This window comes from Algoriphagus aestuariicola (assembly GCF_017254835.1).
Classification (GTDB): Bacteria; Bacteroidota; Bacteroidia; order Cytophagales; family Cyclobacteriaceae; genus Algoriphagus; species Algoriphagus aestuariicola.
This window is the reverse complement of sequence record NZ_JAFKCW010000006.1, coordinates 58,581-72,550: the sequence shown is the minus strand read 5'-3', so window position 1 is coordinate 72,550 and position 13,970 is coordinate 58,581. Positions and strand designations below refer to the sequence as shown.

At 50.5% G+C, this 13,970-nt stretch carries 12 protein-coding genes; 7 read left to right on the top strand and 5 right to left on the bottom strand.

What is annotated here, in order from left to right; all coding sequences use genetic code 11:
* Positions 1–14: 14 nt before the first annotated feature.
* Positions 15–377: a DUF4180 domain-containing protein gene (locus J0A67_RS21610; RefSeq protein ID WP_206571479.1), complete on the top strand. Its 363-nt coding sequence runs from the start codon at positions 15–17 to the stop codon at positions 375–377.
* 15 nt (positions 378–392) lie between these two features.
* Here the strand turns inward: J0A67_RS21610 and J0A67_RS21605 are convergent, their stop codons facing one another.
* Together J0A67_RS21605 and J0A67_RS21600 are read right to left on the bottom strand one after the other, a co-directional pair.
* On the bottom strand, positions 393–2,918 hold the full coding sequence (locus tag J0A67_RS21605; RefSeq protein ID WP_206571478.1) for an ABC transporter permease: 2,526 nt from the start codon (positions 2,916–2,918) through the stop codon (positions 393–395).
* A complete protein-coding gene (locus J0A67_RS21600) occupies positions 2,911–3,588 on the bottom strand; it encodes an ABC transporter ATP-binding protein (RefSeq protein ID WP_206571477.1) in 678 nt (225 codons plus the stop codon). The genes J0A67_RS21605 and J0A67_RS21600 overlap by 8 nt, the downstream gene beginning before the upstream one ends.
* A 273-nt stretch (positions 3,589–3,861) precedes the next feature.
* On the opposite strand from J0A67_RS21600, the gene J0A67_RS21595 reads away from it, so the two are divergent.
* From J0A67_RS21595 to J0A67_RS21570, 6 genes are all read left to right on the top strand, one after another.
* Positions 3,862–6,306 (top strand): TonB-dependent receptor, encoded by a 2,445-nt coding sequence (locus J0A67_RS21595; protein ID WP_206571476.1) that lies wholly within the window; start codon positions 3,862–3,864, stop codon positions 6,304–6,306.
* Between the two features lie 9 nt (positions 6,307–6,315).
* Positions 6,316–7,641: a PepSY-associated TM helix domain-containing protein gene (locus J0A67_RS21590; protein ID WP_206571475.1), complete on the top strand. Its 1,326-nt coding sequence runs from the start codon at positions 6,316–6,318 to the stop codon at positions 7,639–7,641.
* A complete protein-coding gene (locus tag J0A67_RS21585) occupies positions 7,628–7,885 on the top strand; it encodes a hypothetical protein (protein ID WP_206571474.1) in 258 nt (85 codons plus the stop codon). Before J0A67_RS21590 ends, J0A67_RS21585 begins: the two co-directional genes overlap by 14 nt.
* Before the next feature lie 85 nt (positions 7,886–7,970).
* Positions 7,971–8,660 carry an arylesterase gene (locus J0A67_RS21580; protein WP_206571473.1) on the top strand — a complete coding sequence of 230 codons (690 nt, stop codon included), beginning with the start codon at positions 7,971–7,973 and terminating at the stop codon, positions 8,658–8,660.
* A 202-nt stretch (positions 8,661–8,862) separates the two neighbouring features.
* Positions 8,863–10,605, top strand: a complete 1,743-nt coding sequence (locus J0A67_RS21575) for a GMC family oxidoreductase (RefSeq protein ID WP_206571553.1) — start codon at positions 8,863–8,865, stop codon at positions 10,603–10,605.
* 3 nt (positions 10,606–10,608) lie between these two features.
* Complete coding sequence (locus J0A67_RS21570; protein WP_206571472.1) at positions 10,609–11,313, top strand: gluconate 2-dehydrogenase subunit 3 family protein; 705 nt, start codon at positions 10,609–10,611, stop codon at positions 11,311–11,313.
* A gap of 70 nt (positions 11,314–11,383) precedes the next feature.
* Here J0A67_RS21570 and J0A67_RS21565 read toward each other — a convergent pair whose 3' ends face one another.
* The 3 genes from J0A67_RS21565 to J0A67_RS21555 form a co-directional block, all read right to left on the bottom strand.
* A complete protein-coding gene (locus J0A67_RS21565) occupies positions 11,384–11,983 on the bottom strand; it encodes a porin family protein (RefSeq protein WP_206571471.1) in 600 nt (199 codons plus the stop codon).
* A gap of 68 nt (positions 11,984–12,051) precedes the next feature.
* Positions 12,052–12,423 (bottom strand): response regulator, encoded by a 372-nt coding sequence (locus J0A67_RS21560; RefSeq protein WP_206571470.1) that lies wholly within the window; start codon positions 12,421–12,423, stop codon positions 12,052–12,054.
* A gap of 124 nt (positions 12,424–12,547) precedes the next feature.
* Entirely contained in the window at positions 12,548–13,936 is a 1,389-nt protein-coding gene (locus J0A67_RS21555; RefSeq protein WP_206571469.1) for a sodium-dependent transporter, read from the bottom strand.
* Between the last annotated feature and the right edge of the window lie 34 nt (positions 13,937–13,970).

Here is a 13,970-nt window from a genome sequence, read left to right as displayed (position 1 = left end):
TTTACTTCCTCCCAATGCAATTCAAAACCCACACCATCGGACAAATCCAGATCGCTGAACTCAGTGGGGAGGAGGCGTTGATCTCCTCCACACAAGACGCGGTCGACCTGCTCGGGAATCTTTACTATCAAGGATTGGATCGGGTGATCCTTCATGAGCGCAATCTGGCCCCAAACTTTTTCGACCTTAATAACGGCATCGCAGGAGAGATCCTTCAGAAGTTTTCCAACTATCGCGTACGGCTTGCTATAGTCGGAGATTTTGACAAATACAGCAGCAAGAGTCTCCAGGACTTTATCCGCGAAAGCAACCGAGGCCGACAGCTCAACTTTGTCAGCATGCTGGAGGAAGCCTTAGACAGACTGACCAATTCCTGATTTAAAAACCTCTAATCAGCTATTTCCCCTCAATATCTCCATTGGCGGTTGATTGATGATCTTTCGTCCATTGAGCCAGCCCAGGACGATAGTCAGTCCGGTGATGGCCAAGTACATGATCAGCCCTTCTTTCCAAGCGAGGCTAAAATTCATGTTGAACACAAACTCGCCCAAAAGGAAAGTCGCCAGGAAAGACAACAAAATCCCCGAGAGCGAGGCCAAGCTACCTAGGAAGAAATACTCTAGCGTATTGATTTGAGTGACGATGGATGAACTCGCGCCGAGCGTACGAAGCAAAATACTCTCCCGCATCCGCTGGTATTTGCTGATGATCAGAGAGCTGATCAGCACGAGAATACCCGTAGCAATGGAGAAAAAGGCCATAAATTGAATCACAAAACTGATCTTGCCCAAGATTTCCTCCAGCGTGGCAACGATGGTGCCGAGGTTGATGATCGAGATATTTGGATAGGCTCGTACGATCTCCGCCTGCACGTCAGCCGCTTCCCGGTCATTCTTGGTCTTGGTGATGATCACATGGAATTTGGGAGCTTGTTCCAAAACCCCGGTGGGAAACAAGACTAAGAAGTTGGTCGAGACCTGATTAAACTTCACATCCCTGAAGCTCCCAATGTAGGTTTTGATTGGCCTACCTTGGACATTGAACTCCAGCTCATCGCCAATCTTCAGTCCATTTCCTTCCCCAAAACCTTTTTCCAAAGAGACAAATACACTGTCCCCTCGTGCGCCAAGCGGAATCAAGTCCCCCGCGGTAAGCGTCTCCGAGGAAATTAGCGTATCTCGATAGGTCACGCGAAATTCGCGATTGTAAAGCCAGCGGGAATAGTTTTCCTCATCTGGTAATTCTTCGTTTCCCTTTTTGTCCACGCCATTGATTTCGTTGAGATTCATGGTGACGATGGCCACTTCCTGCATGATTGGCAACTCGCGCGCCTTTACCTTGCCTCGCACCTCGTCCAACTGAGCTGACTGGATGTCAAACATGAGCATATTGGGCTGGTCTTCTTTGTCGGCAAACCGGGCTTCTTCGAGCAATTGGTTTTGGAGAAAAAAAAGCGTGGCGATCATTGCCGTACCCAAGCCTATCGTCGCGATCAGCGAGATGGTTTGGTTGTTTGGACGATAAAGATTCGCCAAGGCCTGCCTCCAAGTATAGCGCAGCGAGATGGGAAGGAATTTTCTCACCGACCACATGATCAGCTGTCCTACACCCCATAGCGAACCAAAAGCGATCAGCACAAATCCGGTGAATCCCAGGGCAAGCTTCCAATCCCCCAAAAGGTAAAAACTAAATCCCCAGATAAACAGCAAAATTCCCAAAATCACCAACCAACGAAGCGGGTCTTTCAACAAGGTGGTATCGGCGGTTTCCGGCCGAAGCGTAGCCATGGGCGACACATTTCGCACCTTCAGCAAGGGCAAAAGCGCAAACAGGATTGACACGAACAGACCGGTGATGATACCAAAACCTACAGAGATCCAGGAGATCCCGACGTTGACCTCCACGGGTAAGAAATCTGCGAAAACTGCCGGAAGGATATACTGAAGTGCTGAGCCAAGTGCTGCGCCAAGCAACGCTCCTACCAAGCCCATCACTTTGATTTCGGCCAAGTAGATAAGCAATACGTCTCGGGACGAAACCCCAAGACATCTCAAGACGGCAACGGAGGCCAGTTTTTCCTTCACAAAGACATTGACGGCAGAGGCCACCCCCACGCATCCCAGCAACAGGGCGATGAATGCTACCAAGCTCAGAAAGTTGGAAAGGTTTTCAAAAGACCTCCCAGTGGAGCGCTTTTGGTCTTCCACCGTATCGGCATCCAAACGATCGAGTTCCCATTGGTCTTCGTAGGGTTTGATCAGTTCGTCCACATCCGTACCCGTAGTGAACATCAAATACCTTCTATACTCAACCCGGCTGCCATACTGGACCAAGCCAGTTTCGGCCAGAAAATCCATGGGAATGTATACCGCAGGCGCAACGGTGGCAGTGATCCCAGTCTGTCCGGGTACTTTTTGCAGTTCGCCCGCAATTTGAAATGTAACAGCCCCGACCTTAATGGAGTCACCAACTTGGGCATTGAACTGCGCCATGAGGGTTTTCTCTACGAGAGCCATACGGCCTCCACTTCTGAAATCAGAATCGCCTTCCAAGGGGATGGTTTCCAGCTTTCCATAAAAAGGAAAATCCCCTTCCAAAGCCCTGACCTGCGTCAGTCGGCTCGCCCCAGTTTGGGGAAAGGCCACCATGGAAGCAAAGTTCACTTCGGCAGCCATCTCCGTAGCCGTAGAATCCACTGGCTGATCACCGATAGGCTTGTTGTTTTCCAAAACCAAGTCAGCCCCGAGAAGTTCCTTCGCTTGATTGTCGATGTCTTTGGTCAGATTTTCCCCAAAGCTGCTGATAGCCACCAAGGCCGCAATGCCCACCACGATGGAGGAGACGAAAAGCAAAAGGCGGGAAAGGTTCTTCCGGAAGTCCCGAAGAGCCATTTTCAAGATCCAGGCAAAATCAGGCATGTGCGTCCTCCTGTATTTTACCTCCTTTGATATGGATGATACGCTGGGTTTTCGCCGCTAAATCCAAATCGTGCGTGACGAGCACCAGTGTAGTTCCTCTTTCCCTGTTGAGGTCAAAAATCAATTTTTCGATCATTTCCCCGGTTTCAGTATCCAGATTGCCCGTCGGCTCATCCGCAAAAAGTATCTTGGGCTCGTTGGCAAAGGCCCGGGCGATAGATACCCGCTGCTGCTCTCCCCCCGAAAGCTGTGTAGGATAGTGCGTTGCACGGTCCTTTAGCCCAACCTTTTCAAGAAGGTCCATAGCCTTGGCACGGGCATCCTTGCGCTTTTTCAGCTCAAGCGGCACCATCACATTTTCGAGTGCGGTCAGCGTCGGCAGCAACTGGAAGTTTTGAAAAATGAACCCTACGTCGTGATTTCTCACCGCGGCTCGCTGGTCTTCATTCAGCTTTTCGAGCGCTTTTCCGTTCAGCACAACGCTGCCGGTGGACCCGGAATCGAGCCCAGCGCAGAGACCTAGCAGGGTGGTCTTGCCACTGCCTGAGGGGCCGACTATAGAGATGATCTCGCCTGATTGGATCGAAAAAGTCACTTCATCCAGGACAGTCAACTTTCGACTGCCACTTTGGTAAACCTTGCTCAGGTTTGCTACTGATAAAATTGTCATACGGGGTAAAGGAGTCTGTGGGGTTGGACAAAGGCTTAACGATAAACCTTCGCAATGGTTGAGGGAATATAGTGATCGAGCCACAAACCAGCAATCTCACCTGATTCAAATGGAAAAACCCTTATATAACAGGCGTTTGGACTTCGATAGCCCACCTCTCCCAATAGTCCAGAACCGGGTTTGTTAAATTTATTTAAAACAAATCTAAATAATCTTGTGGATTTTTGAAGCCAGCCCCTACTTTTGCACCGTCTATAATCAATCTAAATAAACATGAAGGGAATTTTTACCTTTTATACCCTATTCTTCTCCCTGGCCCTTGCGGCTTTTGGCCAATCCAAGCACGAGCTCAAGGGTTCGATCTCCGATGTCGGAGGCCAACCTCTGATCGGAGCCAGCATCCAGGTTAGCGGTACATCCTTTGGTACGGTGACTGATATCGATGGAAAGTATAGCTTGGTTTTCGATAAGACAGGCGACTATAACCTGAAGCTGTCATTCATTGGTTTTGAAACGATAACAGAAAAAATCTCAATCACTAAAGCTTCGCATACTAGAAATTTCCAATTGCAAGAAGCCGTTTCAGGCCTACAGGAAGTGGAAATTCTCGGCAGAAAAGAAGAAGGGTATAAAAACACGGCCACTTTTATCGGCAGCAAGACCCAGACAAACATCAAGGACCTGCCCCAGTCCGTCTCCTATGCCACCAAAGAATTGATCCTAGACCAAGGTTTGATGAGAGTCGGCGAAACTGTGAAAAACTTCTCCGGCGTGAGCCAATTCACCTTCTACGACGACATTACCATCCGTGGCTTCCGCATCAATGGAGGAAGCAATACCCAATTGGTGAATGGCATGCGTTCCACTTCTGGTTTTTGGAAACAGCCATTGATCAACTACCTCGAGCGGGTGGAAGTGCTAAAAGGCCCATCATCTGCCCTTTTCGGAAATGCCAGCCCAGGTGGTGTAGTCAACCGAGTGACCAAAAAGCCGCTGGACGTGAATCGCAACACCTTAAATTTTTCCTTGGGAAGCTTCAATAATTTCAGAGGGTTGGCGGATTTCACAGGACCAGCCAATGAATCCAAGACTTTGCTCTATCGTCTGAATATTGGCTACGAAGATGCCCAAAACTTCAGGGACCTGCAGTTTGACAAGAACATCGTCGTGGCCCCATCCCTTTCGTTTGTGGCTTCAGAAAAGACCCGCGTAAACCTCGACTTGGTGTTCAACAACTCCAGCAGCCGGCTTGACCGCGGACAGTCGACTTTTGAAAATGACCTCTACTCCACCCCGATTTCCAGGTCCTTAAACACGGCCAATGACTATTTGAAGGAGCAGACTTACACCATCACCACCTCTTTGAATCATCAGTTGAACAAGTCCATCAGCCTGAACGCATCCTACATGAAAACAGGTTATAGCGAAGACCTGCAAGAGCACCGCTCATCCAACAGCTATGCCGTGGACGGTGAGGGAAACACCATCGGTACACAAGTGGGACGTCAGGTTTTTATCCGCAAGAGGCAGCGTTTTGTGGACAACTTGTCTTCTTACTTCAACATCAACACGAGGACAGGAACCCTTTCCCACAAATTGGTAATAGGCTATGACTATGCCCGCGAAACCTTGGCGGCTGGAGGTTCTCAGCTGACCGCAAGCGGCTACAGAAATGCCTCAAATACCGGCTCCATCGCCCGGTTTGATCCTACCAAACCACAAAACTATTTGCTGGACGCCGCCGGAAACCCGGTGCCCAACGTACCGCATTTCGACTTGGAAAACCCCATTCCTTCGCAAGCCATGCAGGACATGAGCAAGTATTTCTATGCAAAAGTTGGCTATGATCCTACGCTCTATTACCTAAATGGCTTTTACGCTCAGGACCAAATCACCTTTGGCAAGCTCGAAGCGATGGTCGGCGTTCGCTACGAGATCTACTCCGACTTTGAAAACTACAAGAAAGAAGGAGAGCAAAAGGTCAATCAAACCGCCCTACTTCCTCGACTGGGACTAGTGTACAAAGCCAATGAACACGTCAACATCTACGGCACCTATGTGGAAGGCTACAATCCCCAAACTGCTTCCGTGATCGCAAACCCCAATGCTGGCGGGCCTTTTGATCCCCTGGAAAGCTCCATGGTGGAGTTTGGGATGAAGTCGGACTGGTTTAACAAAAGACTGGAACTGACCACCGGAGTCTACCAAATCAAACAGAAAAACACGCTTTATCCGGTAGCTGGAGAAACCGATCTTTTGGAGCAAATCGGAGAGGAAGAAGCCAAAGGCGTGGAAGTGGATCTGACAGGCCGGATCTTGATGAACTGGAGCGTGATGGCTTCCTATGCTTACAACGTCGCCGAAATCACCGAAAGCCCCAACGAGAGTGATCTTGACAAGCAAAAGCCCAATGCGCCAAAACACCAAGGGAACCTTTGGACCAAGTACGAGTTTGACCAGGGCGCATTGTCCGGCTTAGGCATAGGTTTTGGCACCAACTTCGTGACCGAGCGTAACCTTTCCCTCAGCGCCACCCAAACCATCCCGGGCTACACCCTGATGAACGCCGCGCTCTACTACACCGCCGGGAACGTTCGCCTTCAGCTGAATGTCAACAACCTGACGGACAAGACCCATTGGGTAGGCGGATACGATTACTTGAGGCTATTCCCTGGCGCGCCGAGAAAACTGCTGGGAACCATCACCTTCTCCTTCTAAAACGGCAAAGTGGCAGCACAAAAATCCAAAAACATACTCTGGAAAATCCATCAATGGGTCGGCCTCTATGTGGGGATCGTCATAGCAGCGCTCAGTTTGACTGGCGCTGTGGCGGTTTTTATACCTGAGATCGATTCATTCTTGGAAAGGGATTTCCTGCTGCAAAATTCTCTTAAAAACCTTCAGCCTGTCAGCGGGATTGTTTCCACCGTGCAAAGCCAATATCCGGAATTCCAGATTCTAGGTGTCCAGCCACCATCCTCGGACCTCCATCCACTCATCATAGACATTTATAAGGAGCAGGCACCCTATGATTCTGAACGATATCAGGTCTTTGTCAACCCCTACACCGGCGAAATCCTAGGCACCAAGGATCACCTCAACAGCCTCAGCAACTATCTCCGCCAAGTGCATGTGCGCTTGATGGATGCTTGGTGGGGTCGACAGCTGGTTGGATTGGCTGGAATCGGACTCGTGATGCTCTGCGTGACAGGCTTGCTGATTTATGGGCAGTTCATGAAGAATCAGGTTTTCGGGGCTATCAGAAAAAAGAACCTCCGCATCCTCATGGCCGACTGGCACAAAATGGTGGGGGTATCTGCTTTGGCATTCAATCTAATGATCGGAGCTACAGGAGCCTGGCTTGGACTTCAGCCTGTGCTGATCAAATGGCTGGACATCAAGGCTCCCAATGCCTATAAAAGAGCGGATAAAATCCTCGATCCCAAAGATGATGTTTTGCAACCCTATGACTATTGGCAGGCGCTAACGATCGCCAAGAGCGAAATACCCGGATTTATTCCTACCCAGGTGATCCCTTCCAAAGACGGAACCAATACACTTGAGATAAAAGGCGATGCGGGACGACTTCCTTTCGAGCCCCACATCTCCAAAGTCGTACTGGACAAGACTAGCCTGGAAATCCTCAATAGCTACGACATCCGAGAACAAGCATTCCTCGACAAATTCTATTACCTGCAAGAGGGCTTACACTTTGGGAGATTTGGGGGGATCTTCCTGAAAATCGCCTATGCCCTACTTGGCCTAACTTCGGGAATCCTCTCGATCACCGGATTTTTCATCTATTTGATTCGAAAGAAAAAAACCGCTGATGAAAAAGCAGAAGTCAAGAAGACGATTTTCATATACTCCATTTCCACCATATTCCTCATTGTCTTACTGGGGGCCGCAGTGATCTTCATCGGCTATGCCTATGCGACCATGGTGGTAACTCCCGCAGTCTACCTTTTCCTGCTTACCTTCATCTCCTATCATCTTTTTAAGTACTGGAAAAGAGAAAAGGAGCCCAAGAAACTGATCCATGAAAACAGTTAGAAAAGCCACAGAACATTATCTTTTGCCTCTGAACTTGGCTTTTCTGTCGTTCTTTGGCCTCTTCCTTATCTATGAATTTGATAAGTGGATGTACAAAGAGTCCGCGGAAGTTACTTCAATTTTTGCAGTGGGCCTTATCGGTCTATGCACGCTTTTGTTGATTTGCGCAGTAAAATTCCGAAACCCTTACTTTCAGGCATTTTGCGCCTTATTAGCAATTATTGCGCTGGCGTTTTTAATCTAAAGACCAGAAAGCCCTATTTTTCGAAAACCTTTATCCCAAAAATCCTTTTGGGTATATAGTTTTACAATTCAATATCCTGTACACTATGAATCTTTCTCTCAAAGGTTTCATCCTCTATACGCTTATCGCCCTATTCGCTGTGACCCTAGCCTCCTGCTCAGGAGGGGAGAAAAAATCGAATGAAACAACGGACGAATCCACTGCGAATACCGAAACCCATGCTAAAAAGAAAACCATCCTGTTTTTTGGCAACAGTCTGACTGCGGGATATGGAATCGATCCGGAGGATGCTTTTGCAGGCTTGACCCAAGAGAGAATTGACAGCTTGGGGAAAAACTATAGAGTAATCAATGGTGGACTTAGTGGGGAAACTACTGCCGGAGGGCTGAGCCGCTTGGATTGGTTTCTGGAAGAAGAGCCTAATATCTTCGTCTTGGAGCTCGGAGGAAACGATGGGCTTAGAGGTATTCAACTCAGTGAAACGAAAAACAATCTGCTTGCCATCATTGACAAAGTCAGGGCGAAATATCCCCAAACCCATATCATCCTAGCTGGCATGCAGATCCCTCCAAACATGGGACAGGAGTACACTGATGAGTTTCAGAAAATATACCCCGCAGTAGCTGCAGAGAAAAATGTCACACTGATTCCTTTTCTTTTAGAGGGCGTGGCGGGTGATCCGGCACTGAATCTTCCCGATGGGATCCACCCTACAGAGGAAGGTCATCAGATCGTTTTCGAAACGGTTTGGCCATTTATCGAAGCTTCTATTTAAGCTTGCCGATAGGCTGGTGGCAAATGCCTCTGCCGGCCTATCTATTTTTTTGCTCGCTCTAACTAAGCCCGTCTATTTTTAATGGATTTAAATTAGATCATTCCTATCCCCTACATCCCCAAATTCCTCCACTCGATGTAGTAAGCATTTCAATAGCCATTTTTTTTGGCTTAAATTTTCGACTTCATTGAAAATTTTAAAGATGAGCTTTCAGATAAAAGAAACCCCAGACTCCTATGACGTGATCATCGTGGGCTCTGGAGCGGGTGGGGGCATGGCCTCCAAGATCCTCTCCGAGGCCGGTTTGAGTGTCGCGGTCGTGGAGGCGGGCGGGGATTTTGACCCTGCCAAGGACGAGGACAGAACCCAACTCAGGCCACCTTGGGAGTCCCCAAGGAGAGGCGCGGGCACCCGCATCCGCCCCTTCGGAGACTTTGACCAGGCCATCGGAGGCTGGGACATCGAGGGCGAGCCCTACACCCGCAAGGACGGCACCAAGTTCGACTGGTTCCGCTCCCGCATGGTGGGCGGCCGGACCAACCACTGGGGCAGGATCTCCCTGCGCTTTGGCCCCAACGACTTCAAACGGGCGAGCATAGACGGGATGGGCGACGACTGGCCCATCGGCTACGAGGACCTGAAGCCCTACTACGACCGCGTGGACAAACTCATCGGCGTCTTCGGCTCCAAGGAGGGCATCTACAACGAGCCGGACGGGTTTTTCCTCCCGCCCCCCAAGCCGAGGCTCCATGAGCTCTTCCTGAAAAAGGGCGCCGACAAGGCCGGCATGCCGATGATCCCGGGCCGTCTGTCCATGCTCACCCGCCCGATCAACAACGAACGCGGCGTCTGCTTCTTCTGCGCGCAGTGCAACCGGGCCTGCCAGGCCTACGCCGACTTCTCGGCTGGCACCTGCCTACTCCATCCCGCGATGAAAAAGGGCAAGGTGGACCTGTACACCCACTCCATGGTCAGAAAGGTCACCACCGACGACAGCGGCAAGGCCACCGGGGTATCCTTCATCTCCAAAGTCGACATGAAGGAATACAAGCTCCGTTCCCGCGTGGTGGTGCTGGGTGCCTCGGCATGCGAGTCGGCCAGGATCATGATGAACTCCAAGTCCAAGTCCCACCCCAACGGGATCGGCGGCGACTCCGACGCCCTGGGCAGGTACCTGCACGACTCCACGGGGGCCGACAGGATGGGCATCCTGCCCGACCTGATCGACCGCGAGCGCTACAACGAGGACGGCGTGGGCGGCATGCACATGTACACCCCCTGGTGGCTGGACAACAAGAAGCTGGACTTTGCCCGCGGCTACCACATCGAATACTGGGGCGGCATGGGCCAGCCCAGCTACGGGGCCGGCGGCGGCATGGACACCATGCGCAAGTTCATCAAGGACGAGTTTGGCAACCCGAGCCCCAACGGAGGCTACGGGGAAGGCCTGAAAAAGGACATCAGGCGCATCTACGGCTCCACCTTGGGGATGTCCGGCCGGGGGGAAAGCATCCCCAGGTACACCAACTACTGCGAGATCGACCCCAACACGGTGGACAGGTACGGCATACCGGTCCTGAGGTTCCACTACAAGTGGTCCGACGAGGAACTGAAGCAGGCCAAGCACATGCACGACACCTTCGAGGAAATCCTGACCAACGCGGGGGCCATCCTGTTGGGCGGCAAGCCGGGTGCGGAGTCCGAGTATGGCCTGCACGCACCGGGAAGGATCATCCACGAGGTGGGCACCACCCGCATGGGGAACAACCCGAAAACCTCCGTGCTGAACTCCAACTGCCAAGCCCACGACTGCGACAACCTGTTTGTCGTGGATGCGGGGCCTTTCGTCTCCCAGGCGGACAAAAACCCGACTTGGACCATCCTGGCGCTGTCCTGGAGGACTTCGGACTACATCGTGGACCAACTCAAACAAAAAAACATCTAAGCCATGAACAGAAGAGAAAACCTGAAACTGCTCTTTACCGGCTCCGTGGGGGCAGGCCTGTTGTTGACCGGATGTGAACCCGAGCAGGTGGCGGTGCAAAACCAAGTGGCTGCCGGCGGCACCATCGGCAACCGGACCGAGGACGAAAAACTCCGCGACGCACAGCTGCTTTCGGAGAAGTTTTTCACCGAAGAAGAATTCAAAAAGCTGAACACCCTGGTGGACATCATCCTGCCCGCGGGCGACGACTCCCCGTCGGCCACGGAGCTGAAGGTCCCCGACTTCATCGAGTTCATGATGAAGGACCAGCCCGGCAACCAGACCCCGATGCGGGGCGGGCTGATGTGGCTGGACTTCGAGGCGGACGAGCTGTTCGGCAAGCCTTTCAACGAGCTCGGCAAGGACCAGGTCCTACAGATCGTGGAGCTGGTCGCCTGGCCGGACAAGGCCACCCCGGAATACTCCGGCGCGGTGCGCTGGTTCAACATGCTGAGAAACCTGACCTGCTCGGGCTACTTCTCCACCGAGGCGGGCTGGAAGTACATGGACTACCGCGGCAACCAGCCCAACGTCTGGGACGGGGTACCCCAAAACGTCCTGGACAGGCACGGCCTGTCCAACCCCGAGAAGTACCTCTCCCTCTACCTCAAACCCGAGGATCGCGGCAAAGTCGCCGAGTGGGACGCAGAAGGAAACCTGATCGGGTAAGTTTGAGAGTAACAAATAAAGCCCTCCGGAATTGATTCCCGGAGGGCTTTCTATTTGCTCAAATGTCCGTTTAGAATATCCTAAACCCTACAGAAAGAACCCATTGGTTGATTCGGTTATCGGTGCTGTAGGGGCCAATATTGTCTGTGACTTTGCTCAAGCCTCCTTCATATTTCCCCTCCACACTCAAGTTGCCTATATCGACTCCGAGACCAGCCTGATAGCCAAAAGTCGCGCTCTGGAAGTCGGCCTCGCCCACCGTATCAGGCGCGTCTTTCAATTCTGAATTGATATTTATACTGGCAATTGGTCCCGCCATAACCCTCAAAACCTTCAGAAACCTAAACCCAGCCATGACGGGAATATCCAATCGATTGAATTCCGCTTCATAGTTTTGCGGAGCCGCGCTTCCAGCTACACCGCTAGGGACGTAGGCAAATTCACCCTTGGTCTGGGTAAACAACAACTCAGGCTGAATAAAGAATCCTGCCCCTCCAAATCTTCCAAAAAGCCCGATATGATACCCTGTCTGTGCATCGGACGGCACAAATTCCTTGTTGTCAAAGTCCAGCTTGGTGCTGCTAAGACCAGCTTTGATTCCGATCCCGTTTTGGGAAAAAGCCTGGGTCGCACCTAGTACGAACAACAGGGCAAAGAGCATTTTTTTCATGGTTTTTAGTTTTAGGGTTTAGTTTTCATTGCTAAACACCGCCTTCGCAATTCCCTTGCCAATCTCGTTTACCCCACTTGGCGCTGAACCGTGTAGTGGGCCAAGTTATACAAATCATAAAAATCCAAGGGCTTGGGAACTAGACTGTCAAAACTAACCTTGGCAGAGGATCGGAAAAATTCCACATCTCCTGCAGTAAAGCCAATGGTAGGTATGGAAGACGTGCTGGGGCTTTCTTTCAGATGTTCCAAAAATTCCACACCGTCCATCACCGGCATCATAATATCGGTGAGAATAACATGGAAAGAAGAATCAAACTCCAAATATTGGAGGGCCTCTTTCCCGTTTCGTGCTACCACGACCTCATGGTTTGACTTTTCGAAAATCTTTTGGAGAATAAGGAGGTGGACGGAATCGTCATCGACGAGAAGAACCTTCATAGAAAATGAAATACTTTTTCAAGTATATGAAATACATTTCTAAATAAAAACAAATCTCTTCTTTCTGCCTAAAAAATAAAAAGGGAGCCCCAATGAGCTCCCTTCTATCAAAGTCTTTCGCTGATCAACCTCCCTGCTGTGGGGCTCCAAACACTCCCATCAAATCCAGGATCACCAAACCAATCACAATAGGGCATACCCACTTGATGAAGAAGATCCAGCCTGTACGAAATGCACCTTTGAAGCCCGGAGAACCTAACGCCAATTCATCGGCAAAAACAGAGATTTTGCTAGCCCAACCTGTGTACAGAGCAAGCATCAAGCAAATCAGGATGACGGCAAACGTACCGAAGATAAAGTCCATAATCCCGAAAAAGCCCACGAGCTCCGTTCCCAGAAAATTAAAGGTCATCGTATTAAAGATCGAGCCATCGATCGATGACATGGCTGAGGGAACAGACAAGATCATCGCGGCGATCCCCACGGTCCATGTAGCCTTTTTTCTATTCCACTTGCGGTCATCGATCAGGTAGGATACCGGTACTTCCAGCATGGAGATAGTGGAAGTCAGTGCCGCCACCATTAGGAGGATGAAGAAGAGCCCCCCGATGATATTACCGCCAGGCATGGCATTGAAAACCTGCGGAAGTACATCAAAAACCAATGCAGGGCCGCCAGCGGGATCTTTGCCAGGCAATAGGGCAAACAAAGCTGGAAACACCATCAGACCTCCCAGCAGGGCGACCGCAGTATCCATTCCAGCGATCCAGCTAGATGCCTGTACGATATTCGAGCTTTTAGGAAGATAGGATCCAAAAGTAATCATCAATCCCCAGCCTACGGACATGGAGAAAAAGGCTTGGCCAAGTGCCTGCAAAATCACTTTTGAGCTAATTTTAGAGAAGTCAGGGGACAGGTAATACTCAATACCCGCCTGCGCTCCTTCGAGCGTCACAGATCTGCCCGCAATGAAGATGATGATGATGAACAAAACCGGCATCAGAAACTTCGCTGCTTTCTCAATCCCCCCAGACACACCCCCCAAGACGATCAGGATGGTCAACAAGATGAAAAAGAAGGTGAGAGGAACGACATACATGGGAGTCTGCACGAATACTGCAAAGTCCACCGGAATATTCACGATCTCTGTGAAAATATATCCAACAGTCCAACCCGCGATCACAGAATAATAGCTGAACACAAAGAAGCACATCAGCACACACAATACTCCGGCAGATTGCCAAAACTTGTTTCCACCAGTCTCTCTTACCGCTCCGATAGGATTTTTCCTCGATATCCTGCCCAGGGCAATTTCATTGAACAGCAAAGGAAGCCCAATCAACAGGACGCAAATGATATAGACAAACACAAAGGCACCACCACCGTTTTCTCCAGTCAGATACGGGAATCTCCAGATATTGCCCAGCCCGACCGCTGATCCCGCGGCGGCCATGATAAAGCCAAGACTGGATCCAAACTGACCTCTTTCTTCAGTATTAGGTTGTACTGCCATAGATTAGTATAAAGTTAAATTTAGGGTGTAAACT

Bases quoted from the DNA above. Each gene is read 5' to 3' on its own strand.
- J0A67_RS21560 (WP_206571470.1), bottom strand. From the start codon at position 12,423: ATGAAGGTTCTTCTCGTCGATGACGATTCCGTCCACCTCCTTATTCTC.
- J0A67_RS21570 (WP_206571472.1), top strand. From the start codon at position 10,609: ATGAACAGAAGAGAAAACCTGAAACTGCTCTTTACCGGCTCCGTGGGG.
- J0A67_RS21575 (WP_206571553.1), top strand. From the start codon at position 8,863: ATGAGCTTTCAGATAAAAGAAACCCCAGACTCCTATGACGTGATCATC.
- J0A67_RS21595 (WP_206571476.1), top strand. From the start codon at position 3,862: ATGAAGGGAATTTTTACCTTTTATACCCTATTCTTCTCCCTGGCCCTT.
- J0A67_RS21555 (WP_206571469.1), bottom strand. From the start codon at position 13,936: ATGGCAGTACAACCTAATACTGAAGAAAGAGGTCAGTTTGGATCCAGT.
- J0A67_RS21605 (WP_206571478.1), bottom strand. From the start codon at position 2,918: ATGCCTGATTTTGCCTGGATCTTGAAAATGGCTCTTCGGGACTTCCGG.
- J0A67_RS21565 (WP_206571471.1), bottom strand. From the start codon at position 11,983: ATGAAAAAAATGCTCTTTGCCCTGTTGTTCGTACTAGGTGCGACCCAG.
- J0A67_RS21600 (WP_206571477.1), bottom strand. From the start codon at position 3,588: ATGACAATTTTATCAGTAGCAAACCTGAGCAAGGTTTACCAAAGTGGC.
- J0A67_RS21610 (WP_206571479.1), top strand. From the start codon at position 15: ATGCAATTCAAAACCCACACCATCGGACAAATCCAGATCGCTGAACTC.
- J0A67_RS21585 (WP_206571474.1), top strand. From the start codon at position 7,628: ATGAAAACAGTTAGAAAAGCCACAGAACATTATCTTTTGCCTCTGAAC.
- J0A67_RS21580 (WP_206571473.1), top strand. From the start codon at position 7,971: ATGAATCTTTCTCTCAAAGGTTTCATCCTCTATACGCTTATCGCCCTA.